Below are 21,590 nucleotides of genomic sequence, written 5' to 3' on the forward strand. Positions count from 1 at the left end.
GCGGAATTCGCCTTGTGTCAGTCGAACTTGCGGGACGGTGCCAGCACGGTGGCTTCGCCCATCAGGACCTTCTTGCCGTCGACCATGCAGCGGCAGTCCAGCTTGACCCGACGCTTGGCGTGGTCGATGTCGATCACCTCGACCTCGGCCAGGACCATGTCGCCGGGACGCACGGGCGCCAGGAACTTGAGCGTCTGGCCCATGTAGACCGTGCCATGCCCGGGCAGCTGTTCACCGATCACCGCCGAGATCAGGCCGGCCGTCAGCATGCCGTGGGCGATGCGCCCTTCGAAGATCGTGTCCTGCGCGTAGGCATCATCCAGGTGCACCGGGTTCCGGTCGGTCGAGACCTGGGCGAACATCTCGATATCCTCGTCGGTCACGACTTTGCGCAGGTGGCGCGTCATGCCCATTTCGATGTCTTCGATACAGATCGTACCGCGCGGCAAGTTGTCCAACATTCTCTCCACCCTTCAGTCCGGTCGGGTAATTTTCTGATCGCGCGTTGGCGCATTTGGCAACTTTATTACTTCGCGCGCGCAGAAAATCAAGGGCGAATTCGCTACCGCAGAAAACCGATCGCATAGGTCGGAGATGATTTTTCCTTTTCAAGGTAGCTGGTTAGCTTGTCGGCGTCGGGCTGTTCGGTGGTGGCGGTTTCTTCGGCCGCCAGACCACCGGTGATGAAGAGGCTGTCGATATCTTCACCCATGGCCCCGCGGATGTCGGTGCCGATTCCATCACCAATGGCCAGGATCCCTTCGTTACCGACGGATTTGCCGGTCGCGGCCAGGCGGCGGCGCGCCAGGTCATAGATCGGCGGATGCGGCTTGCCGAAGTACAGGCTCTCGCCGCCCATCTCGGTATAAAGCTGCGCGACCGCCCCGGCGCACCATTCGCGCCGGTCGCCCCGATCGACCACGATGTCGGGGTTGGCGCACAGCAGCTTCAACCCGCGCGTCTTGGCGTGCAGCAGCTGGGGGCGCAGGGTGTCGGGGTCGGCCAGCGGATCGAAGGGGCCGGTGCAGATGATGCCCTCGGCCTCGTCCAGCGGGACGGTGGTGATGTGGACCGGATTGTCCTGGATCTTGAGCGGATGGAGGAAAACGTTTTCCTCGTCCGGCTGACCGATGAAGAAGACCTTTTCGCCGACCGCACCTTCATAGGCCGCCGCGCGGGCGCTGTCGCCCGAGGTCGCGATGGTGTCCCAGGCGTCGCGGGGGACGCCGAAGCCGTCAAGTTGCGTCTCGACCGATCCGCGCGGGCGGGGGGAATTGGTGACCAGCACCACCGTGCCGCCGCGCTGACGGTAGGCAATCAGCGCCTCGCAGGCCGCCGGAAAGGCGGTCACGCCGTTGTGGACGCAGCCCCAGAGGTCGACGAACAGCGCGTCGTAGCGGTCGGAGATTTCGGCGAGGGCGGTGATGATCTGGGTCATGGTCGGTCCCGAAGTTTGATTTGGCTGCAAGCTAGGGCGGGGGCGGGCGGAAGGCCAGCCGTTCTTGGGGACAACGCGGATCCGGCGCTGCGGGGTCCCGCTGCGCCTTTCCGTTTTGAGAGTCTTTTGAATCACTTGCGGGGCGAGGCGCAGGTTGAGATTCCAGAATCCTGACAATTCACCCGAATCCGCCTCAGGTGGACTTTGCGCGCGATCAGCCGTCCGCGGCGGCCTCGATCGCGGCGATGTTCAGCTTGCCGTGCTGGGTCAGCATGAACTCTGACGCCCGCCGCGCGCGGTCCGGGTCGGGGTCGGCCAGCAGGTCGTAAAGCCGTTTGGGCACCACCTGCCACGAGAACCCGTAGCGGTCCTTGCACCAGCCGCACATGCTTTCGGTTCCGCCCTCGGTCAGATTGTCCCAGATGGCGTCGACCTCGGCCTGGTCTTCGCAGGCCAGCGCGAACGAGATCTGTTCGTTGAAGGGAAATTGCGGGCCGCCATTGATGCCGGTCCAGGCCTGTCCGTTCAGGGTGAAGCTGACCACCATGGCGTCGCATTCCTTGTTCGATGGCGTGTCCGAGGGGGCGCGGACCACATTGTCGATACGGGTGTCGGGCACGACCGAGGCCCAGAAGGTGATGGCCTCTTCGGCGTTCATATCGAACCACAGGGTGGGGGTCATGCTGGGCACGGCGTCTCCTCCGACTCGGGTGCTGCAGCGCGATCGTACCGGGATTTGGGCATGAAAAAAGGGGCGCCGGGGCGCCCCTTGCCGCGATGGCCGCGTCGATCAGACCTTGAGGTTCGGAATGATCTGCTTTTTCCGGGACATGATGCCGGGCAGGACGACCGTGTCGCCCTCGACCGATGCGCCAAAGCTTTTCTCGGCCACGCCCTTGATCAGGTCGTTCGGCACGAAAAGCGTTGCTTCTTCGTTCAGGATGTCGACGACGAACAGCAGAACCTCGTCCACGCCGTCTTCGGCGGCGACGGTCTTGAAGCTTTCCATCAGGCTGTCCTTGCGGTCCAGCACGATCTTGGGCGCGGTGGTTTCCAGGACCGAGACGCGGAACTTGGTGCCGCCGACTTCGTATTCCTTGCTGTCCATGCGGATCAGGTCGGCGTCGGAAAATGCCGACACGTCGGATTTTGCTTCGAACATTTCAGAGGCGTAGGCGGCGATGTCGATGTTGAGCTCTTTCGCCAGCTTGATCGCCAGATCCTTGTCCTGATCGGTGGTGGTGGGCGACCGGAATTCCAGGGTGTCAGACAGGATGCACGACAGCATCGCGCCCTTGATGTTGTCGGGCATCTTCGCGGCGTTGTCGCCCATCAGGTTGTACATGATGGTCGCGGTACAGGCGAGCGGCTTGATCGTGATGTCGATCGGTGCCTTCGTCTCCAGCCCGCCGGTCAGCTTGTGGTGGTCAATGATCTGGATGATGTCCGCGTCATTGATGCCTTCGGGCAGTTCGGCGGGGTTGTTGGTGTCGACGATGACAACCTGGGCACCCGCATCGACGCCCGCGATGATCTCGGGCTTGTCGAAGCCCCACTTGTCGATGACGAAGGCCGCTTCGGTGTTCGGCTCGCCCAGCAGGGCGGGGGTGGCGGGGGTGCCGCGCACTTCGGAAAGATACCAGGCCCAGATGATCGGAGAGCCGGTGGAATCGGTGTCGGGTGATTTGTGGCCGAAGACCTTGATCGTCATGTTTCGAAGTCCTGTGTCAGGTCGCTAATTCGGCGCCCTTATAGAAGTGGTGCCCGCCCGTGTCACCTGCCTGTTGCTGCGGTGCGGCGACGCGGGGTTTGCGGGTATTGATTGTAATATGCAAGTGAATGGCCCAGTGACTCGCTTTAATTGCAGCGGCGACCCGCAAGACTCGCCTAGGTTGATAGCAGAATGCCTGCTTGGTCATTGTAGCATAAGGAGAATATTTAAGTTGTGAAACACAAGTAAATATCTGCTAAATAACTTGCAGAACGAGAGTTGTGTAAAAAGGCGCCTCACCATGCCCCGTCTGACCTCGGAAAACTGGAGCGGATGTCCGGTCCGATACGCCGCGACCGTGGTTGGCGACGCTTGGGCACTGGTGATCCTGCGCGACCTGATCTTCAGGGGATCACGGCATTTTGGCGATTTTGTGGCGGCGTCCGAGGGGATCTCGACCAACATCCTGACCGACCGGTTGCAGCGGCTGGAGGCCGAGGGAATCGTCACCCGCAACCGGGATCCGGAAAAGGCCGTGCGGGTAATCTATCAGCTGACCGAAAAGGGCCGGGGGCTGGTGCCGGTGGTGCTGGCGATGATCGACTGGGCACAGACCTGGGACGCGCGGACCGAAGTGCCCGACAGGTTCATCGAGGCGCTGCGCGACGATCCGGCGGCCATGGCCCGGGCGGTGCAGGCCGATCTGGCCAAGCGCGCGGCGGATCTATCCGAGGCGGGTCAGGCCGAAGGCAATCAGCAGGCCGAGGGTGACGGCGATCCCGGTTGACTTGTGGTCTTCGCGGTAGGCCTGCGGAAAGACCTCGGTCGCCAGCGACGCCGTGACGGCCCCGGCGGCAAAGGCCCGGATGGCGGCCAGCGTTTCCTCGCCGACCTCGCGCAAGGCCAGGTTGCCGATCACCGCCGAGGCCGCCAGCAGCGCGGCGGTCGCGCCCCACATCCAGAACACCCGCCGCCGGTCCATGCCGCCTTCGCGCATCCGCTTCGCGCCGCCCGCGGCTTCGGGCAGGTTGGACAGCAGGATCGACCCGGCCAGTGCGGCGACCTCGGGCGCGCCCGCGCCGATCAGCGCCACCCCAAGCGCAAGGTTTTCCGGCACGCCGTCGAAGGTGATGGCCAGCATCAACCCGCTGCCTTCGGATCCTTCCGTATGTCGCTCAAGAAGCGCATCGGCACCCGTGAACAGCACCGCCCCGCCCGCGACCGCCATGGCAAGCCCCCAGAGCGGCAGGTGGTCCGAGGCCGGTTCGATCAGTTCCGTCATCACCGACACGATCAACGCGCCCCCGGCCATGGCGACCAGAAAGCCTTCGGTGCGGTCAGGCAGGCGGCCGAACAGCCCCCAGGCGGCGCCGACGATCAGGGCGGCGGATACGATGGCGACAACGAGGATCAGGGTCATTTGCGGCTCCGGCAGGGCATGCAGGATAAAGGCCCGGCGCGGGGACTTGTTCCCATCCGCTTGATCGCCGACTAATGCGGCATGGTCAAACCGCGTGAAACCGATCTTTACCCGCCGATCAAGGCCTTCCTGGAAGGGCAGGGCTATGAGGTGAAGTCCGAAGTCGCGGGGGCGGATGTCATGGCGATGCGGCCCGATGATCCCGACCCGGTGATCGTCGAGCTGAAGACCGGCATGAACCTGACGCTGGTGCAGCAGGGGGTGGCGCGGCAGGGGCTGACCGACTGGGTCTATCTCGCGGTGCCGACAGTCAAGGGACGCAAGGCGCTGGCCGGGCATCTCGCGCTGTGTCGACGGCTGGGGCTGGGGTTGATCACGGTGCGGCTGCGCGACGGCCATGTGCAGGTACATTGCGATCCCGGGCCATACGTCCCGCGCCAGTCCAAGCCGCGCCGGGGGCGATTGCTTCGGGAATTCCAGCGGCGGGTCGGTGATCCGAACGAAGGCGGGTCGGTCGGGGTCAAACTGGTGACGGCCTATCGGCAGGATGCGCTGCGCTGTGCCGCCGTGCTGTCCCGGGTTGGGCCGTCGCGGGGGGCTGATGTGGCCCGGGCCGCCGAGGTGCCCAATGCGACCACGCTGATGCGCGACGATCATTACGGGTGGTTTGAACGGGTCGATCGCGGCGTCTATGCGCTGACCCCGAAGGGCGCGGAGGAGCGGTCTGCCTTCGGTGACCTGCCAATACCCGCGCCGCCGGATGAGACCTGAGCCAGGCGATGCTTCGCCCGCCTTGCGCGACCATCGTCTTGCCGGGTGACGCAACGGAAGCGTCGCGTCGCGGTGTTCACGACGACCTTGGGTGAATAGATCGGGGTCGCACCAGCCGGGGCCGCCGGAACCTTCGCGCAGCATATCGCCAGCGCTGCGAATTTCACGGCCCCCGATGCTTGACAGCTTTCCAACCGATGCCTAACTGTGCGCCGTTAGCACTCGCAACCGGTGAGTGATAACGCCTCCGAGTCGCTCGTGATCGAGGGCGAGGGGGCAGGGAGAAACTTTGAGCCAAGGAGCCTCAGAGATGGCATTCAAACCGCTTCACGACCGCGTTGTGGTCAAGCGTACCGAGAGCGAAGAGAAAACCGCAGGCGGGCTGATCATCCCCGACAGCGCCAAGGAAAAGCCGGCGGAAGGCGAAGTTGTTGCCGTGGGCGAAGGCGCACGCAAGGACAGCGGCGAACTGATCGAGATGGCCGTGAAGGCCGGCGACAAGGTCCTGTTCGGCAAGTGGTCCGGTACTGAGATCACGCTGGACGGCCAGGAACTGCTGATCATGAAAGAAAGCGACATCCTCGGCGTGATCGCCTGAAGGATGGCGGGGTGACCCCCGCCTGACGCTTTCTCAACCAACGACTTAGTCAGGAGAGACGAATATGTCTGCAAAGGACGTCAAATTCGACACCGATGCCCGCAATAAAATGCTCAAGGGCGTCAACATCCTCGCCGATGCGGTGAAGGTGACCCTCGGCCCGAAAGGCCGTAACGTTGTTCTGGACAAATCCTTCGGCGCCCCGCGCATCACGAAGGACGGTGTGTCCGTCGCCAAAGAGATCGAACTGGAAGACAAGTTCGAGAACATGGGCGCCCAGATGGTGAAGGAAGTCGCTTCCCGCACCAACGACGAAGCCGGTGACGGCACCACGACCGCAACCGTGCTGGCCCAGGCCATCGTCAAAGAAGGCATGAAGTCGGTCGCAGCGGGCATGAACCCGATGGACCTCAAGCGCGGCATCGACCTGGCAACGACCAAGGTCGTCGAAGCCATCAAGGCAGCGGCCCGCGACGTGACCGACAGCGACGAAGTCGCACAGGTCGGCACCATTTCCGCAAACGGTGAAGCCAACATCGGCCGCATGATCGCAGACGCGATGCAGAAAGTCGGCAACGAAGGCGTCATCACCGTCGAAGAAAACAAGGGCATGGAAACCGAAGTGGATGTCGTCGAAGGCATGCAGTTCGACCGTGGCTACCTGTCCCCCTACTTCGTGACCAACCCCGACAAGATGACTGTCGAACTCGAAGACGCGATGATCCTGCTGCATGAGAAGAAGCTTTCTTCGCTGCAGCCGCTGGTTCCGCTGCTCGAGCAGGTGATCCAGTCCCAGAAGCCGCTTCTGATCATCGCGGAAGACGTCGAAGGCGAAGCCCTGGCGACCCTCGTGGTCAACAAGCTGCGCGGCGGCCTGAAGATCGCAGCCGTCAAGGCACCGGGCTTCGGCGACCGCCGCAAGGCCATGCTGCAGGACATCGCGATCCTGACCGGCGGCCAGGTGATCTCGGAAGACCTGGGCATGAAGCTCGAGAACGTCACCATGGACATGCTCGGCACCGCGAAGAACGTGTCGATCACCAAGGACGAAACCACCGTTGTGGACGGCCATGGTGACAAGGCCGAGATCGAGGCACGTGTTGCCCAGATCAACACCCAGATCGCGGAAACCACCTCGGACTACGACCGTGAAAAGCTGCAGGAACGCGTTGCGAAGCTTGCAGGCGGTGTGGCTGTCATCCGCGTCGGCGGCATGACCGAAGTCGAAGTGAAAGAGCGCAAGGACCGCGTCGACGATGCACTGAACGCGACCCGCGCGGCCGTTCAGGAAGGTGTCATCGTCGGTGGTGGTGTTGCCCTGGTTCAGGCCGGCAAGGCGCTGGAAGGCGTGACCGGTGCGAACTCGGACCAGAACGCCGGTATCGCCATCGTGCGCCGTGCCCTGGAAGCACCGCTGCGCCAGATCGCGCAGAACGCAGGCGTCGACGGTTCTGTCGTGGCCGGCAAGGTTCGCGAATCGACCGACGTCAAGTTCGGCTACAACGCTCAGACCGACGAATACGGCGACATGTTCGCCTTCGGTGTGATCGACCCGGCCAAGGTGACCCGCACCGCGCTGGAAGATGCAGCGTCCATCGCCGGTCTGCTGATCACCACCGAAGCCATGGTTGCTGACAAGCCGGCCAAAGAAGGCGCCGGTGGCGGCATGCCCGACATGGGCGGCATGGGCGGCATGGGCGGCATGATGTAATCATCCGCTCTGGCCCCACAGCCAGACACACGGGAAGGGCGCCTTTGGGCGCCCTTCTTGCGTTCGGGGCGCCTGTTTGTCGGGCAGGGGCCGCGGCGGATCGGCCCCATTGCGCGAAACCCCCGTGACCTTTGCGTGGCCCGCGTTACCTTTGGGACCTGTTTGAATGGAAATATTTCGATGACCCTCCGCCCAATGCAACCCGGTGACGAAACCGCGGTCTCGGCCCTTCTGACCACGGCCTTCGACGGCCCGCTGGAAGCGCAACTGGTGTCCCGGCTGCGGGCGGATGGCGACATGGCGCTTGAACTTCTGGCGGAAGAGGACGGGCGGATCTTCGGCTATGTCGCCTTCGTGCGGCTGCAAGAGCCAGAGGGCTGGTTGTCGTTGTCGCCGGTGGCCGTCGCGCCGTCGCGGCAGCGGCGCGGCATCGGGTCGGACCTGATCCGCATGGGTCTTGATCAGGCGCGGCAAGCGGGCGCGCGCGCCATCACGGTGCTGGGCGATCCCGACTATTACACCCGGTTCGGGTTTACGCTGAAAGCGGCCGAACACCTGCAAAGTCCCTTCGCTGGGCCGCATTTCATGCTGTACCCGATCGCCGCCAAGACGGCGGGACGGTCGGATCGCGTGGTCTATCCTCCGGCGTTCTCAGAGTTCTGACCACCTTGCCTCTGCCCGCGTCCCGCGCCAAAAGCGGCGCATGGAGATGCCTGACTTTCACATCACCGGCGCGCTGGCGCTGACCCCGGACGGCCAAAGCGGCGCGGCCCTTGGCGTGTCTCAGGGGCGGCTGACGGATACGCGCTACGGGCGGGCGGTCGATCTGCCGGGCTGGCACCTGCTGCCGGGAATCGTGGATGCGCACGGCGACGGGTTTGAACGCCACCTTGCTGCGCGGCGCGGGGCGCTGCGCGACATGACCTCGGGGTTTCTTGCGCTGGACGCCGAACTGGCCGCCAATGGCATCACCACCGCCATGCTTGCGCAGTTCTGGAGCTGGGAGGGCGGCATGCGCGGCCCAGACTTCGCAAAGGCGATGCTGGCGGGGCTGGCCGAGGTGCGTCCCCGGCTGACGACCGACATTCGCGTGCAGCTGCGGATCGAGGTGCACATGATGGACGACTTCGCCGAGATCGAAGAGGTCATCGCGGACCACGGGATCGGGTATGTCGTCTTCAATGACCACCTGCCGCATGACGCGCTGGCCAAGGGCAAGCGCCCTCCGCGACTGACCGGGCAGGCGTTGAAATCCGGCCGGAATCCAGAAAAGCACCTTGCGCTGATGCAGTCGCTTCATGCCCGGCGGGGCGAGGTGCCCGATGCCGTGGCCGCGCTTGCCGCGCGTCTGCGCGCCAAAGGTGTGCTGACCGGATCGCATGATGATCGCGACGCTGTGGCGCGCCGGGCCGCGCAGACGCAGGGGCTGATGATCAGCGAATTTCCCGAAACGCTCGACGCCGCGCAAGAGGCCCTCGCGCAGGGCGCGCCCGTGGTCATGGGGGCGCCCAACGTCATGCGCGGGGCGTCGCATTCCGGCAATGTCGCCGCGACCGAGGTCGTGCGCGCGGGCCTGTGCACCGCGCTCGCGTCGGACTACCACTATCCCTCGCTGGTCTTCGCGGCGCAGAAACTGGCGCCCGACATGGGGCTGGCGGCGGCCTGGGGGCTCGTGTCCACAGGTCCGGCGGGGATGCTGGGGCTGACCGACCGGGGGGCACTGGCCCCGGGGCTGCGCGCCGATCTGGTGGCGATCAATCCGGCAACCGGCCGACCCGGCCTGACGATCGTGGGCGGACGGATCGCCCATACCGATGCCGCCGGGGCCGCGGCGCTTTTGCAGGCCTGACACGACCGCCCCGGAATGCCCGCCGGGACTGACCGTTTCCCCCCGTCCTGCTTGACTTCCGGGCCAGCAGCATGTGTATCGACCCAAGCCGGGCCAACCCGGATCGCGACCAAGAGGAAACCGCCCCATGCACCCTTTCCGCAGCCATACCTGCGCCGATCTGACCGCCTCCAACGTCGGAGAGACCGTCCGTCTTTCGGGATGGGTCCATCGGGTGCGCGATCACGGTGGTATCCTCTTTATCGACCTGCGCGACCACTATGGCACCACGCAGGTCCTGTGCGACCCTGACAGCCCGGTCTTTGCCGAGGTCGAAAAGGTGCGGTCCGAATGGTGTATCCGCATCGACGGCAACGTGAAGGCCCGCGACCCCGAGCTGGTGAACCCCAAGCTGCCGACCGGCGAGATCGAGGTGTTCGTGCGTGACATCGAGGTGCTGGGCGCCGCGAAGGAACTGCCGCTGATGGTCTTCGGCGATCAGGAATACCCCGAGGAAACGCGCTTGCGCTATCGCTACCTCGACCTGCGCCGCGAGCAGATGCAGAAGAACATGACCCTGCGGTCCGATGTGATTGCCTCGATGCGGCAGCGGATGTGGGACCAGAAGTTCCGCGAATACCAGACGCCGATCATCACCGCGTCCTCGCCCGAAGGGGCCCGCGATTTCCTCGTGCCGTCGCGCCTGCACCCGGGCAAGTTCTACGCGCTGCCGCAGGCACCGCAGCAGTTCAAGCAGCTGCTGATGGTGTCGGGCTTTGACAAGTATTTCCAGATCGCGCCCTGTTTCCGCGACGAAGATCCGCGCGCCGATCGCTCGCCCACGGATTTCTACCAGCTCGACCTCGAGATGTCGTTTGTCACCCAGCAGGACGTCTTCGACACGATCCAGCCGGTGATCCGGGGCGTCTTCGAAGAGTTCGGCGGCGGCCGCAAGGTCGACACCGACTGGCCGCAGATCACCTATGCCGATGCCGCGCTGAAATACGGCACCGACAAGCCCGACCTGCGCAACCCGATCGAGATGCAGGTCGTGTCCGAACATTTCGCGGGCTCGGGCTTTGCGATCTTCGCCAAGCTGCTTGAGCAGGAGGGGACCGAGATTCGCGCGATCCCGGCCCCGACCGGCGGCTCGCGCAAGTTCTGCGACCGGATGAACGCCTTTGCCCAGAAGGAAGGTCTGCCCGGCATGGGCTATATCTTCTGGCGTGATCAGGGCGACGGCATGGAAGCAGCCGGTCCGCTGGCCAAGAACATCGGCCCCGAGCGCACCGAGGCGATCCGCCAGCAGCTGGGCCTTGGCGTCGGCGATGCGGCGTTCTTCCTTGGCGGCAAGCCCTCGGCCTTCGAAGGCGTCGCGGGCCGCGCGCGGACCGTCATCGGCGAGGAACTGGGCCTGACCGACAAGGACCGTTTCGCCTTTGCCTGGATCGTCGATTTCCCGATGTACGAGGCGGACGAGGAAACCGGCGCCGTCGATTTCAGCCACAACCCCTTCTCGATGCCGCAGGGCGGTCGCGAGGCGCTGGATGGCAACCCGCTGGACGTGCTGGGCTATCAGTACGACCTGGCCTGCAACGGCTACGAGCTGATTTCCGGCGCGATCCGGAACCACAAGCTGGACATCATGATCAAGGCGTTCGAGCTGGCCGGCTATGGCGAGGACGAGGTGCGCAAGCGGTTTGGCGGCATGGTCAACGCCTTCCAGTACGGCGCTCCGCCGCACGGCGGCTGCGCGGTCGGCATCGACCGGGTGGTGATGCTGCTGGCCGACCAGCAGAACATCCGCGAGGTCATCCTTTTCCCGATGAACCAGCGGGCCGAAGACCTGATGATGGGCGCGCCGTCCGAACCGACGTCGGACCAGCTGATGGAATTGTCGCTGCGGGTGATCCCGCAGGAGTGATGACGCCGACCGGGCGCGCGGGGTTTTGCGCGCCCGGGGGCTGTCCGCCCCCCTTGGCCCGTTCCGGGCCAATTCCCCCGAAGGTATTTTTGACCAGAAGAAGCCTGGTGCCGTGGCCTAGACGATCAGGTCGAGCGGAAGGTCCGCGATGTCGCGCAAGCGCTTGCCTTCGATCATCATCGACAGCTGATCCTGATGTGTGGCGCTGCCATGTGCCTGCACCGCCGCGACGAGTTCGGGCAGCGCGAAGTGGTAGACACAGTCGATATCGCCGGTGCCAAGCGCAAGGGACGCGATGCGGCTGGGCAGCGGTTCGCCGGTCACGACCACCACGTGGGGCAGCGACCCCTTGCGGTTCCGTACGAGGTTCAGCCCTTCCGAGCGCGCGTTCTGGGCGCGGTCGCTGCGTAGCGTCCACTTGCAGCTGACGGAGGCATGCAGAGATTGCCGCGCCCATGCGTCCGCACGGGTCGGAGAATATAGCGCCACGGTGTCATCGACAAAGGTGCCATGCGCGTTGATCACCGCGTCGCTGAGCGCATCGCGGATGACGACCACGTCGGGCTTGATCAGGTAGTCAGATCCGAGCGCAGTGGCAATTTCCCGGTTTGTCCGCGCGATCGCCTCAAGATCGTCGAGGTGGTCGTATTGATCGAATTCGGTAATCCCGCCGCCCTTGCGGACCTGAAGGGGCAGGGGGCGCAGATGGGCAAGCGCCGCGAAGCACTGCCTGAGAAACTCGGCGCAGGCGGTTTCGAAGTTCGCGCCCATGGTCTGACCGGGCAGTTTGGTCATGGATTGCGCTTCACCGAGGCTGTCGAGGATGCTGCGCGCGTAGCTTTTGCTGGATTGGCTGGCAGTGTCGGCGTTGCTAGGCACGCCCGATGCGTTCAGTGTCAGCGTCCCGGCCCGAAGCGTTCCGTGAAACTCGGCCCGCAGCCGGGACAGGCCTGAGGTCATCAGGCGGCGACCGCTGCGGTCCGGCTGAGCACCTTGGCCAACGCACGGCCGATGGCTTCGGCGACGGGCGGCGGGAAGGCGTTTCCGACCTGGCGATAGGCGGGTGTCTTGCGGCCCGAGAAGACCCAATCGGGCGGGAAACCCTGAATCGCGGCAGCCATTGGAACTGTGAGGCGCGGCAGGCCTACAAAGTCTTTGTCCGGCGGGGCATCGGCCAGGGATTTCCCATTCACGCCAAGCGCTTCCCAGGCTTTCCTGGCGCGGGTCGGCCCCAGATCCGGGCCGCCGTGTTTCTTGGATCCGCCGACGAGGGTCGGCGCGATGCCTTGGGCGTTGCGGGCCCAGGCCTTGGCGCCGGTCCAGCCCTCGGCGGCCATGAGCGGGTAGAGCGTATCGCCGACGCTACGCGCGGGCAGGTCAGACGCGTCCGGCCAGTCAAAGCTGGTTTCGGTGTCCTTGGGCAGCCCGATGATCGCAACGCGCGGGCGCAACTGGGGGACGCCGAAATCGCTGGCGTTCAGCAGGCGGTAGTCGAGCGTGAACCCCAGTTTGGCCAGGTCGCGCCGGAAGGTGTCGCGGAAATCCGCGAAACTCGCATCCAGAAAGCCACGCACGTTTTCGATCAGGATGGCGCGGGGTCGGATTTCTTCGACAAGGCGGAGGAAATCCGGGAAGAGGTTGCGTTCGTCATCCGCGCCCAGTTGCTTGCCCGCGACGGAAAACGGCGGACAGGGCAGGCCGCCGGCCAGAAGGTCGACGCGCCCGGCGTAGGGGCGGCCGTCGAAGGTCTTGATGTCGGCATCGGCACCTTCAAGGACGTTCCATTCCGGGCGGTTCAGGCGCAGCGTGTTCCGGGCGTGCAGGTCGATCTCCGACAGGGCGATGTGACGGAAGCCCGCGGCTTCCAGCCCAAGCGCCTGACCACCGGCGCCGGCACAGACCTCGAGTGAGGTCAGCTGTTGGTCGATCATGCCCGTTCCATCCATGCGCGACTTACCCCCGAAAACGGCTGGTCACAGGACGGTCACCGGGGCGGGCCGACAAATCTGGGGCGAATGTGCTGCTCATATCCCATATATAGCGTTCCTTTCAGGGCGGAGTCATCCGTTTTCTGACCCGACGCGGCGACTCGGGCATGGGAACAATATGGGAACAATTGATTGCCAAATCGCTAACGCACCGCGCGCACGAAAAAGGGCGGGATAGCCCGCCCTCCGGTTACCTTGACGAATAATTCAGACTTCGGTGCTAGGAAGAATGAACCCGTTGATCGGATAGATCTTTCCCAGCTGGCCGGGGTTCGATTCCACGCGAACACGGCTCCAGTCATTGCGGTCGGAGACGTCGATCACCGTCATCCCGAGGGAGACCTGGTTCCTCTCCCAATTCGCATGGTCGATGGTGATTTCACGGTCGGAGATCACGCGGGATACGACGGCCACGTGGCCCATGGGCATGCCGCGGGTCGCGGCGAAGGCCATGACGGCACCGACATGCGGTTGCTTGGTGCGGCCGTAGATGCCTTCGGCCTGGGACCACCAGGTGTTGGCGTTGCCGCGGATGTCGACTCCGCTGGCGGTCCGGGCGAAGGGGACGCACCAGACACGATGGCCCAAGGCGCGTTTGGCCTGTGCCTCGTGGATGGCCAGGGTGCGAAGCTCAAGATCCAGCGTCGCCTTGTTGGCGGCCTGTTCCGGCGTGACATGGGCGCAGCCGGCACCCAGAAGAAGCGATGCGGCAAGCAGGAGCGCGCCGCGCGTGGACTTTGTTGCGTGTTTCACGCTGTTCTGACCCTCAATTGTCCCGATTTTTCTTCACTTTTGTGCGAAGTTTTAAGGTTTATTTTTCGTTTCGGGCCGGAAAACAAGCCTAAGTTCCTGCGTTGGCGGGATTTTGCCGGTTCCATTCAATCTGGTGATAGTTGCGATTCAGGAAATAACGACGAGACTGGCGGCATGACACTGAATGGCAAAACCGACGGTCCGCAGACCGCGCTGTCCCGCAGGCGGTTTCTGGCAACGGGGGCGGTTTCGGGACTATGGCTGGCGGGATGCACGACAGTGACCGATCCGGTGCCGGAGCGATCGGAAATCTGGGTGCTGACCCAGGCGATCCGGTCCCTCTCGCCGACGGTCGATGCGCAGGAGGCCGCGCGCGCGGCCGAAATCGCGGTGCGCTATCCGCTTGAGTTGCGGGAAAGATACGGGGTCACGGACCCGCCGCTGATCCACAATACCAAGGTCAACCTTGGCAGGCGGCCGCGCGGGCTGTGCTGGCATTGGGCCGAAGACCTGGAGTCTCGCCTGGCGGAAGAGGGGTTCCGATCATTGGCGTTGCATCGGGCGATCGCCAACGGGTCCAGCCTGCTGCTGGATCACAGCACGGTCGTCATCTCGGCAACGGGGGCGCCGATGGAGGACGGGTTGGTGCTGGACGGATGGCGGCAGGGCGGGGTTCTATACTGGACGCCGGTGCGCGAGGACCCACGCTACAGGTGGGAACGCCGGGCAGATGTCTTTGCCCGGCGGCGATAGGCGTAGGGGCGGCCGGTTCGATCCGGCGCGCCCGGCAATCAGGTCAGAGGGTCAGTCTTCCAGCGCGTCTTCGCGCTTTTCCTCGATCAGGCCCATTTCCTCTTTTTTCCGCTTGAGGAAACGGTCGCCGTAGCCGTCGAGTTCGCCATCGTCGATGACTTCCTTGGCGCGGCCGAAGACCTCGTTCTCCTCTTCCTCCATGTGATGTTCGTAATCATGCTTGAGCGTCTTGAAGCGCGTGAGCCAGCCCGAGGATGACATGTCCATCTCGCGCAGCTCTTCGAGGATCTCGTCCATTTCGGCATGTTCATGAACGGAATGGCGGGCGGCGTCCTGACCCCAAGTCTGCGTCAACAGCTTGGAATAGAAGGTTTCCTCTTCGGCTGCGGAGTGGCTTTTGATGTCCCGGTAGAGCTCGTCCCAAGCGCTTTTGCGGTCGTCGCTGGCGCCTTCGGTCTCGACGATGATGTCGAGCAGTTCGCGGTGGCGGTCGTGGTCTTTCTTGATGGCGTCGTAGATGGACGGCATGGGATCCTCCGATGGCTGATGCGAAGGGGCAACGCGGGGGCGGGCGCGGTGGTTCCGCAGCAACGTCACGGGCCGGCTTGGCATTTTCCGGCGGCCTGCCTAGTGTCGCGGTGACCACTTGATTTCAGGACGTTTTCCATGACTGACCCGCGCCCAAAGGGGTTTGCCCTTCCCGACTGGCAAGAGCCGCCCGCACCCCCTTCGGATCTGGTGATCGATGGGCGGCACGTGCGGCTTGAACCGCTGCGCGCCGAAGATCACGCGGCGCTTCTGTTCAAGGAGATCGAGGGAGAGGACTGGCTGTGGGATTACATGCCGGTCGGCCCGTTCAACAGTGTGGCGCAGTTCCATCGGTTCGTGCAGTCCTGCGAAGGGTCGCGGGATCCGCATTACCTGGCCATCCGGTTGGCGGGCAGCGGACGGGTTGTGGGCTTTGCCTCTTTCCTGCGGATCACGCCTGCGTCGGGATCGATCGAGGTGGGCTTCATCATGATGTCGCCCGCGTTGCAGAAGACCCCGGCGGCGACAGAAGCCATGTACCTGATGATGTCCTGGGCCTTTGACGCGGGATATCGGCGGTACGAATGGAAGTGCGACGCGCTGAACGCGCCGTCACGTCGGGCGGCGCAGCGGTACGGGTTCTCGTACGAGGGGATCTTCCGTCAGGCGACGGTCTACAAGGGGCGCAATCGCGACACCGCCTGGTTCGCGGTGATCGACCAGGACTGGCCCGCCCTGAAAGAGGCGTTCGATGTCTGGCTTTCGCCCGCGAATTTCGGCGCCGACGGTCAGCAGAGGGAAAGCCTGGCGGATCTGACGCGGCTGGTGCGGGTGTCCTCGGATCCGTCGGTCTGAGCGGGGTCGGCGTGGCGGGCGGTGCGTGCCAGCACGCACCCTACGCGACCCGGTGTGATGGCGTACCGAGGCTGGCAGAGGGCCAAAAGGCCCGTCAGAGCCGGGCGTCGGTCGCCGCCCAATCCCAGTACATCTCGCGCGCGCGGCGGGTGAGGGCGCCCGGCTGGTACTGCCGGTCCTCGATCGCCGTCACTGGCGTGACCTTGGACATGTTGCCGGTCAAAAAGACCTCGTCCGCGTCGTGGAAATCGGCAAAGCTCAGCACCGTTTCGTTCACGGTGACGCCATCGGCGCGGAAGTTGGCGATGTGGCGCGCGCGGGTGATGCCGGCCAGGAAGGTGCCGTTGGCGACGGGGGTGAACAGCTCTCCGTCCTTCGCCATAAAGACGTTGGCGGTGGCGCTTTCGGCGACGTTGCCGATGGCATCCGCCACCAGCGCATTGCCGAACCCGCGCTTGCGCACCTCAAGGATCATGCGGGCGTTGTTGGGGTATAGGCAGCCGGCCTTGGCGTTGACGATGTTGTCGGACATCACGGGCCGGTGGAAGCTGGTGTAGCCAAGGGTGGTCGAGGCCTCGGGCGGGGCCATCGGGATTTCCTCGAGGCAGATGGCGAAACCGGTCGCGCCCTCCTTGGGGTCGACGCCAAGCGCGCCGCCGTCCAGCGCCCAGTACATCGGGCGGATGTAGATCGGCGTGCCCTTGGGATAAAGCGCCAGCCCTGCGCGCACGATGTCGATCATGCTGTCGGTGTCGACCGTTGGCGTGATCATCAGCGCCTCGGCTGATCGATTGACGCGGGCGCAATGGGCGTCGAGGTCGGGGATCAGCCCGTCGACCATGCGGGCGCCGTCAAAGACGGTGGTGCCCAGCCAGCTGCCGTGGTCGCCCGCGCGCATGATCGGCAGGTCACCGTCGTGCCATTGGCCTTGAAAATAGGTGCGCAGGTTGGTTCCGGTTGCCATGGTCGTCTTCCTTCTGATTGCCCGAACTTATGGCAGCGCGGGATCGGAAGGGGAAGGGCACGAACGCAATACCCCGGCACGAGGCCGGGGATGCGTTCTGAAATCAGGGTCGGTCTTGCGACCGGTTCGGGGAAAGGTGCAGCAATGCGCCACGCCACAATGGTTAATCAAAGATTGAATCCGTTCTGTGACGAGACTTCGACACTTTGGTGACGCTAAGCCGCGTCGTCCAGAAGGGCCTGCAGGTCAAGCGGACTGTTCACCATCTGAAGCGTGCCGTTTGCATCGCGAGGCCAGTCGGACTCGGGGCGGTCGCGGTACAGTTCGACCCCGTTGCCGTCGGGATCGCGCAGGTAGATCGCCTCGGACACGCCATGGTCGGCGGCGCCATCCAGCGCGATCCCCGCTTCGACCACGCGGCGCAGCGCGTCGCCAAGGCTGCCGCGATCGGGGTAGAGGAAGGCCGTGTGATAAAGCCCGGTGTGCCCCGGAGGCGGCGGCGTGCCGTTCTTGCTTTCCCAGGTGTTGAGCCCGATGTGATGGTGATATCCGCCCGCCGCCAGAAAGGCGGCCTGCGTTCCGTATTTCTGCGTCAATTCAAAGCCGAGCACGCCGGAATAGAAGGCGATGGCACGGTCGAGGTCGGCCACCTTGAGATGGACATGGCCGATACGGGCCTGGGGATGAACAGGTGTCATGGGTGTCTCCTATCGTTGGAAAGGAGAATAAGCTGTGCGCAGGTCGGGGAAAAGATCGGTGCGCGCAGGGGTATGGTGCGCAAATGCAAAGGGCCCGCCTTGTGTCAGGCGGGCCCCGATGCGTGGGTTAGTATCAGGCCGCGCTGCGCTGCCCGCCGGACCGGCGGCGGCGGTTGCGGTTGCCCGACTTGGGCTTGGCCGCGCCATTGCCCTGCGGTTTGGCCTGCGCCTTGGGCTGGCCCTGACGCTGGCCTTGACCCTGGCCCTGGCCACGTCCGCGACCGCCCCGACCCCGACCGCCGGATTTCGGCTTGGCGGGGCCACGGCCTTCGGGGCGGGTGCCGCCCGCGGTTACGATCTGCTGGCCGATCACCTTTTCGATGTCATGCAGTTCGCCCATCTCCTCGGGGGCACAGAGGCTGACGGCGCGCCCGTCCTTGCCCGCCCGCGCGGTGCGCCCGATGCGGTGCACGTAGTTGTCGGCCACGTTCGGCAGTTCGAAGTTGTAGACATGGCGCACGTCCGGGATGTCGATGCCGCGCGCGGCGACATCGGTCGCGACCAGCACGCGGACCTTGCCCTCCTTGAACTCGGTCAACGCACGGTTGCGCTGGCCCTGGCTCTTGTTGCCGTGGATCGCGCTGACGGCGAACCCGGCCTGGTCGATCTTCTTGGCCAGCTTGTCGGCGCCGTGCTTGGTGCGGGTGAAGACCAGCGCCAGTTCGTCGCGGTGCCCATCCAGCAGGTCGATCAGCGCGGCGGGCTTGTCGTTGGGGTTCACGAAGACGACGGACTGGTCGACCTTGTCGGCGGTCTTGCCCGGAGGGGTGACTTCGATCCGGACCGGATCGGTCAGGAAGGATGCCGCGATTTCATCCATCAATTTCGGCATGGTGGCCGAAAAGAGCAGCGTCTGACGCTGTGCGGGCAGCATCTTGGCGATCTTGCGCAGGGCGTGGATGAAGCCAAGGTCCAGCATCTGGTCGGCTTCGTCCAGCACCAGGTAGTCGGTCTTGGCCAGCGTGATGGCATTGCGGTCCAGCAGGTCGATCAGGCGGCCAGGCGTCGCGACGAGGATATGCGCGCCGCGCAGCAGGCGCTGCTGCTGTGCATTGATCGAGGCGCCACCGACCACCAGGCCGACGCGCAGGTGGGCGTTCTTCAGGATCAACTGAAGGTTGTCGGTGATCTGCTTGGCCAGTTCCCGCGTCGGCGCCAGGATCAGCGCGCGCGTGGTCTTGGGTTCGCACTTGATGTTCTGGCCCAGCAGCTTGTCGGCGATCGGCAGGCCGAAGGCGAGCGTCTTGCCGGTGCCGGTCTGGGCCAGGCCCAGCACATCACGGCCCTGCAGGGCTTCGGGAATGGCGCGGGTCTGGATCGGGGTCGGATCGGTCAGGTTCTGCTCGGCCAGACGGTCGAGCAGGGCAGGGCGCAGGCCCAGCTTTTCGAAGTTCATGTAAATCCTTTCGGGGCCTGTCCTAACAGGCCTATGGTGTTCTGCCACCCAAGGCAGAGTTCGGGTCATCGCGACGAACCTGGGACAGGCGGCATTGCCCGTCAGGTCGTAATCGCGAGAGCCCCTTCGCGAGACGGCGTTGCCGTGCGCGGGAAAAGCGTATCGCAGGAACGGAGGAATGCTCCGCACCGGTAAGGGAACCGGCGACTACTGAGGCGCAGATGGGGGTTTGCGGCGCGGAAGTCAATGGGGATGTGCGCGGAGGCCATATGCCTGTGGCATATCGGGGCCTCCGGCGGGAGTATTTTTGGCAAGATGAAGTCGAGGGCGCGGTTGTGGGCCAGGCGCCCCCGTATTTTAGCGGATCATGCCAACGATATCATACGCCTGCTGCAGGATCGGTGCGGCCATGGCGCGGGCGCGGTCGGCGCCCTTGCGGAGGATGGCGTCGATCTCGTCCGGGGTTTCCATCAGGCGGGCCATCTCGGTCGAGATGGGCGAGAGCTTGGCGACGGCGAGGTCCGACAGCATCGGTTTGAAGTCCGAGAACTGCTTGCCGCCGACGTCCCTTAGCACCTCGGCCACGGTCTGATCGTTGAGGGCGGCGTAGATGTTGACGAGGTTGCGCGCCTCGGCGCGGCCTTCCAGCCCCTCGACCTCGGAGGGCAGGGCGTCGGGGTCGGTGCGGGCCTTGCGGATCTTCTGGGCGATCGCGTCGGCGTCGTCGGTCATGTTGATGCGCGCCATGTCCGAGGGGTCGGATTTCGACATCTTCTTGGATCCGTCGCGCAGGGACATCACGCGGGTTGCCGCGCCTTCGATCACCGGTTCGGTGATGGGGAAGAAATCGACGCCGAAGTCGTTGTTGAACTTGATCGCGATGTCGCGGGTCAGTTCGATGTGCTGCTTCTGGTCCTCACCCACGGGGACGTGGGTGGCGTGGTAGACCAGGATGTCCGCCGCCATCAGCGAGGGGTAGGCGAACAGCCCGAGCGAGGCGTTCTGCTGGTTCTTGCCCGCCTTGTCCTTCCACTGGGTCATCCGCTGCATCCAGCCCATGCGGGCGACGCAGTTGAAGATCCAGGCCAGTTGCGCGTGTTCCGCAACCTGGCTTTGGTTGAACAGGATGGATTTTGACGGATCGAGGCCCGCAGCGATATAGCCCGCGGCCAGTTCGCGGGTGTTGCGGCGCAGGTCTTCGGGGTTCTGCCAGACGGTGATCGCATGCTGGTCGACCATGCAGTAGATCTTTTCGACCCCGGTGAGGTCTTCTGCGTTCTGCATGTCGACGAACCGCCGGATCGCGCCCAGGTAATTGCCAAGGGTCAGCCCGCCCGACGGCTGGATGCCCGAGAAGACGCGGGGCTGGAAGGTCTTGCCTTCGGTTTGACCCTGGGTGGCTTCGGTCATGGCGGCGTCCTTTGGCTGGATTTCCGTGCCGCGCTGGCTTACCCATGCCCCCGGTTCGCGTCAAGGCGGACCCGGTTTGCCAAGAGGTCCCCATGTCCGATCCCCGGGGCGAAAGCCCGATCAATCCGATCCCGCCGCTGGTGCTGGCGATCTTCGTCGTGATGTGCGGCATCGAGGTGGTGTTCCAGCTGGGTACACGTGGCCTGATGGGCGGGCCTGCCGGGGTCGGCTGGCGCACCGGCGCCATCATGGACTACGGCTTTCAGGGTCAGTTCCCGGCCTACATGGTCGAGACCGGGCAATGGCGGCCCGAGTTCCTGCTGCGCTTTGTCTCCTACCCCTTCGTCCACGGGTCCTTCACCCAGGCGGCCTTTGCGGGCGTGATGCTTCTGGCGCTTGGCAAATACGTGGGAGAGGTCATGGCACCGCTGTCGGTCTTCATCCTGTTCGTGCTGTGCACCATCGGCGGCGCGGTCGCGATGTGGGCGCTGGCGCAGCCGGATGCCTGGATGTACGGGGCCTTTCCGCCGGTTTACGGGCTGATCGGGGCGTTTACCTACCTGCTCTGGGTGCGGCTGGGCGTGATGGGCGCGCCACAGATGATGGCCTTTCGCCTGATCGCCGTGCTGGCGGGTATCCAGGTGGTCTTCGGCCTGATCTTCGGGTTCGCGCAGGACTGGCCGGGGGACCTGGGCGGCTTCGTCACGGGGTTGTTCTTTGCACCAGTTCTGGCGCCCGGCGGCTTTGCCGCGCTGATGGAGAAGCTGCGCAAACGCGACTGACC

The 21,590-nt window shown here is 64.6% G+C and carries 23 protein-coding genes; 10 read left to right on the plus strand and 13 right to left on the minus strand.

Annotation, left to right across the window (positions count from 1 at the left end; all coding sequences use genetic code 11):
- Positions 1–17: 17 nt before the first annotated feature.
- The 4 genes from E4S58_RS13595 to E4S58_RS13610 all read right to left on the minus strand — a co-directional run bounded on the left by E4S58_RS13595 (position 18) and on the right by E4S58_RS13610 (position 3,149).
- Positions 18–461 carry a MaoC family dehydratase gene (locus E4S58_RS13595; protein ID WP_136636980.1) on the minus strand — a complete coding sequence of 148 codons (444 nt, stop codon included), beginning with the start codon at positions 459–461 and terminating at the stop codon, positions 18–20.
- Positions 462–562: 101 nt separating this feature from the next.
- Complete coding sequence (locus E4S58_RS13600; protein ID WP_136636981.1) at positions 563–1,438, minus strand: TIGR01459 family HAD-type hydrolase; 876 nt, start codon at positions 1,436–1,438, stop codon at positions 563–565.
- 214 nt (positions 1,439–1,652) lie between these two features.
- The gene (locus E4S58_RS13605) at positions 1,653–2,120 is read right to left on the minus strand and encodes a VOC family protein (RefSeq protein ID WP_240789561.1); all 468 of its coding nucleotides are present in this window, start codon (positions 2,118–2,120) and stop codon (positions 1,653–1,655) included.
- A gap of 108 nt (positions 2,121–2,228) precedes the next feature.
- The gene (locus E4S58_RS13610) at positions 2,229–3,149 is read right to left on the minus strand and encodes a manganese-dependent inorganic pyrophosphatase (protein ID WP_136636983.1); all 921 of its coding nucleotides are present in this window, start codon (positions 3,147–3,149) and stop codon (positions 2,229–2,231) included.
- Between the two features lie 301 nt (positions 3,150–3,450).
- Between E4S58_RS13610 and E4S58_RS13615 the strand changes: the two genes are divergently transcribed.
- Entirely contained in the window at positions 3,451–3,936 is a 486-nt protein-coding gene (locus E4S58_RS13615; RefSeq protein WP_136636984.1) for a winged helix-turn-helix transcriptional regulator, read from the plus strand.
- On the opposite strand, the gene E4S58_RS13620 is transcribed toward E4S58_RS13615, so the two are convergent.
- Entirely contained in the window at positions 3,874–4,569 is a 696-nt protein-coding gene (locus E4S58_RS13620; RefSeq protein WP_136636985.1) for a ZIP family metal transporter, read from the minus strand. The genes E4S58_RS13615 and E4S58_RS13620 overlap by 63 nt on opposite strands.
- Before the next feature lie 81 nt (positions 4,570–4,650).
- On the opposite strand from E4S58_RS13620, the gene E4S58_RS13625 reads away from it, so the two are divergent.
- From E4S58_RS13625 to aspS, 6 genes are all read left to right on the plus strand, one after another.
- The gene (locus E4S58_RS13625; RefSeq protein ID WP_136636986.1) at positions 4,651–5,340 is read left to right on the plus strand and encodes a DUF2161 domain-containing phosphodiesterase; all 690 of its coding nucleotides are present in this window, start codon (positions 4,651–4,653) and stop codon (positions 5,338–5,340) included.
- 310 nt (positions 5,341–5,650) lie between these two features.
- Positions 5,651–5,938 carry a co-chaperone GroES gene (groES, locus tag E4S58_RS13630; RefSeq protein WP_136636987.1) on the plus strand — a complete coding sequence of 96 codons (288 nt, stop codon included), beginning with the start codon at positions 5,651–5,653 and terminating at the stop codon, positions 5,936–5,938.
- Positions 5,939–6,002: 64 nt separating this feature from the next.
- Positions 6,003–7,649 carry a chaperonin GroEL gene (gene groL, locus E4S58_RS13635; protein WP_136636988.1) on the plus strand — a complete coding sequence of 549 codons (1,647 nt, stop codon included), beginning with the start codon at positions 6,003–6,005 and terminating at the stop codon, positions 7,647–7,649.
- A gap of 180 nt (positions 7,650–7,829) precedes the next feature.
- Positions 7,830–8,312, plus strand: a complete 483-nt coding sequence (locus tag E4S58_RS13640; protein WP_136636989.1) for a GNAT family N-acetyltransferase — start codon at positions 7,830–7,832, stop codon at positions 8,310–8,312.
- A 46-nt stretch (positions 8,313–8,358) separates the two neighbouring features.
- Positions 8,359–9,498, plus strand: coding sequence for an alpha-D-ribose 1-methylphosphonate 5-triphosphate diphosphatase (locus E4S58_RS13645; protein WP_136636990.1), 1,140 nt, complete (start codon positions 8,359–8,361; stop codon positions 9,496–9,498).
- Positions 9,499–9,625: 127 nt separating this feature from the next.
- Positions 9,626–11,401: an aspartate--tRNA ligase gene (gene aspS / locus E4S58_RS13650; RefSeq protein ID WP_136636991.1), complete on the plus strand. Its 1,776-nt coding sequence runs from the start codon at positions 9,626–9,628 to the stop codon at positions 11,399–11,401.
- A 117-nt stretch (positions 11,402–11,518) separates the two neighbouring features.
- Here aspS and E4S58_RS13655 read toward each other — a convergent pair whose 3' ends face one another.
- The 3 genes from E4S58_RS13655 to E4S58_RS13665 all read right to left on the minus strand — a co-directional run bounded on the left by E4S58_RS13655 (position 11,519) and on the right by E4S58_RS13665 (position 14,142).
- Complete coding sequence (locus E4S58_RS13655) at positions 11,519–12,361, minus strand: NgoMIV family type II restriction endonuclease (RefSeq protein WP_136636992.1); 843 nt, start codon at positions 12,359–12,361, stop codon at positions 11,519–11,521.
- Positions 12,361–13,332, minus strand: coding sequence for a DNA cytosine methyltransferase (locus E4S58_RS13660; protein ID WP_136636993.1), 972 nt, complete (start codon positions 13,330–13,332; stop codon positions 12,361–12,363). Before E4S58_RS13660 ends, E4S58_RS13655 begins: the two co-directional genes overlap by 1 nt.
- 264 nt (positions 13,333–13,596) lie before the next feature.
- Entirely contained in the window at positions 13,597–14,142 is a 546-nt protein-coding gene (locus E4S58_RS13665) for a CHAP domain-containing protein (protein ID WP_136636994.1), read from the minus strand.
- Positions 14,143–14,316: 174 nt separating this feature from the next.
- On the opposite strand from E4S58_RS13665, the gene E4S58_RS13670 reads away from it, so the two are divergent.
- Positions 14,317–14,895, plus strand: a complete 579-nt coding sequence (locus E4S58_RS13670; protein WP_205965393.1) for a hypothetical protein — start codon at positions 14,317–14,319, stop codon at positions 14,893–14,895.
- Positions 14,896–14,946: 51 nt separating this feature from the next.
- Here the strand turns inward: E4S58_RS13670 and E4S58_RS13675 are convergent, their stop codons facing one another.
- Complete coding sequence (locus tag E4S58_RS13675) at positions 14,947–15,423, minus strand: hemerythrin domain-containing protein (protein ID WP_136636995.1); 477 nt, start codon at positions 15,421–15,423, stop codon at positions 14,947–14,949.
- 138 nt (positions 15,424–15,561) lie between these two features.
- On the opposite strand from E4S58_RS13675, the gene E4S58_RS13680 reads away from it, so the two are divergent.
- Entirely contained in the window at positions 15,562–16,278 is a 717-nt protein-coding gene (locus E4S58_RS13680) for a GNAT family N-acetyltransferase (RefSeq protein ID WP_136636996.1), read from the plus strand.
- Between the two features lie 94 nt (positions 16,279–16,372).
- Here E4S58_RS13680 and E4S58_RS13685 read toward each other — a convergent pair whose 3' ends face one another.
- From E4S58_RS13685 to trpS, 4 genes are all read right to left on the minus strand, one after another.
- Positions 16,373–17,242 (minus strand): branched-chain amino acid aminotransferase, encoded by an 870-nt coding sequence (locus tag E4S58_RS13685; protein WP_136636997.1) that lies wholly within the window; start codon positions 17,240–17,242, stop codon positions 16,373–16,375.
- A gap of 215 nt (positions 17,243–17,457) precedes the next feature.
- Positions 17,458–17,940, minus strand: coding sequence for a VOC family protein (locus tag E4S58_RS13690; RefSeq protein WP_136636998.1), 483 nt, complete (start codon positions 17,938–17,940; stop codon positions 17,458–17,460).
- Positions 17,941–18,073: 133 nt separating this feature from the next.
- Positions 18,074–19,396: a DEAD/DEAH box helicase gene (locus E4S58_RS13695; protein ID WP_136636999.1), complete on the minus strand. Its 1,323-nt coding sequence runs from the start codon at positions 19,394–19,396 to the stop codon at positions 18,074–18,076.
- A gap of 357 nt (positions 19,397–19,753) precedes the next feature.
- The gene (gene trpS / locus E4S58_RS13700; protein ID WP_136637000.1) at positions 19,754–20,806 is read right to left on the minus strand and encodes a tryptophan--tRNA ligase; all 1,053 of its coding nucleotides are present in this window, start codon (positions 20,804–20,806) and stop codon (positions 19,754–19,756) included.
- Positions 20,807–20,898: 92 nt separating this feature from the next.
- On the opposite strand from trpS, the gene E4S58_RS13705 reads away from it, so the two are divergent.
- Complete coding sequence (locus E4S58_RS13705; RefSeq protein ID WP_136637001.1) at positions 20,899–21,588, plus strand: rhomboid family intramembrane serine protease; 690 nt, start codon at positions 20,899–20,901, stop codon at positions 21,586–21,588.
- Positions 21,589–21,590: the final 2 nt, after the last annotated feature.

This window comes from Pseudooceanicola onchidii (assembly GCF_004959925.1).
Lineage (GTDB): Bacteria > Pseudomonadota > Alphaproteobacteria > Rhodobacterales > Rhodobacteraceae > Pseudooceanicola > Pseudooceanicola onchidii.

Excerpts from the sequence above, each read along its gene's own strand:
- E4S58_RS13595 (WP_136636980.1), bottom strand. The coding sequence starts at position 461 with ATGTTGGACAACTTGCCGCGCGGTACGATCTGTATCGAAGACATCGAA.
- E4S58_RS13600 (WP_136636981.1), bottom strand. The coding sequence starts at position 1,438 with ATGACCCAGATCATCACCGCCCTCGCCGAAATCTCCGACCGCTACGAC.
- E4S58_RS13605 (WP_240789561.1), bottom strand. The coding sequence starts at position 2,120 with ATGACCCCCACCCTGTGGTTCGATATGAACGCCGAAGAGGCCATCACC.
- E4S58_RS13610 (WP_136636983.1), bottom strand. The coding sequence starts at position 3,149 with ATGACGATCAAGGTCTTCGGCCACAAATCACCCGACACCGATTCCACC.
- E4S58_RS13615 (WP_136636984.1), top strand. The coding sequence starts at position 3,451 with ATGCCCCGTCTGACCTCGGAAAACTGGAGCGGATGTCCGGTCCGATAC.
- E4S58_RS13620 (WP_136636985.1), bottom strand. The coding sequence starts at position 4,569 with ATGACCCTGATCCTCGTTGTCGCCATCGTATCCGCCGCCCTGATCGTC.
- E4S58_RS13625 (WP_136636986.1), top strand. The coding sequence starts at position 4,651 with ATGGTCAAACCGCGTGAAACCGATCTTTACCCGCCGATCAAGGCCTTC.
- groES (WP_136636987.1), top strand. The coding sequence starts at position 5,651 with ATGGCATTCAAACCGCTTCACGACCGCGTTGTGGTCAAGCGTACCGAG.
- groL (WP_136636988.1), top strand. The coding sequence starts at position 6,003 with ATGTCTGCAAAGGACGTCAAATTCGACACCGATGCCCGCAATAAAATG.
- E4S58_RS13640 (WP_136636989.1), top strand. The coding sequence starts at position 7,830 with ATGACCCTCCGCCCAATGCAACCCGGTGACGAAACCGCGGTCTCGGCC.
- E4S58_RS13645 (WP_136636990.1), top strand. The coding sequence starts at position 8,359 with ATGCCTGACTTTCACATCACCGGCGCGCTGGCGCTGACCCCGGACGGC.
- aspS (WP_136636991.1), top strand. The coding sequence starts at position 9,626 with ATGCACCCTTTCCGCAGCCATACCTGCGCCGATCTGACCGCCTCCAAC.
- E4S58_RS13655 (WP_136636992.1), bottom strand. The coding sequence starts at position 12,361 with ATGACCTCAGGCCTGTCCCGGCTGCGGGCCGAGTTTCACGGAACGCTT.
- E4S58_RS13660 (WP_136636993.1), bottom strand. The coding sequence starts at position 13,332 with ATGATCGACCAACAGCTGACCTCACTCGAGGTCTGTGCCGGCGCCGGT.
- E4S58_RS13670 (WP_205965393.1), top strand. The coding sequence starts at position 14,317 with ATGACACTGAATGGCAAAACCGACGGTCCGCAGACCGCGCTGTCCCGC.
- E4S58_RS13675 (WP_136636995.1), bottom strand. The coding sequence starts at position 15,423 with ATGCCGTCCATCTACGACGCCATCAAGAAAGACCACGACCGCCACCGC.
- E4S58_RS13680 (WP_136636996.1), top strand. The coding sequence starts at position 15,562 with ATGACTGACCCGCGCCCAAAGGGGTTTGCCCTTCCCGACTGGCAAGAG.
- E4S58_RS13685 (WP_136636997.1), bottom strand. The coding sequence starts at position 17,242 with ATGGCAACCGGAACCAACCTGCGCACCTATTTTCAAGGCCAATGGCAC.
- E4S58_RS13690 (WP_136636998.1), bottom strand. The coding sequence starts at position 17,940 with ATGACACCTGTTCATCCCCAGGCCCGTATCGGCCATGTCCATCTCAAG.
- E4S58_RS13695 (WP_136636999.1), bottom strand. The coding sequence starts at position 19,396 with ATGAACTTCGAAAAGCTGGGCCTGCGCCCTGCCCTGCTCGACCGTCTG.
- trpS (WP_136637000.1), bottom strand. The coding sequence starts at position 20,806 with ATGACCGAAGCCACCCAGGGTCAAACCGAAGGCAAGACCTTCCAGCCC.
- E4S58_RS13705 (WP_136637001.1), top strand. The coding sequence starts at position 20,899 with ATGTCCGATCCCCGGGGCGAAAGCCCGATCAATCCGATCCCGCCGCTG.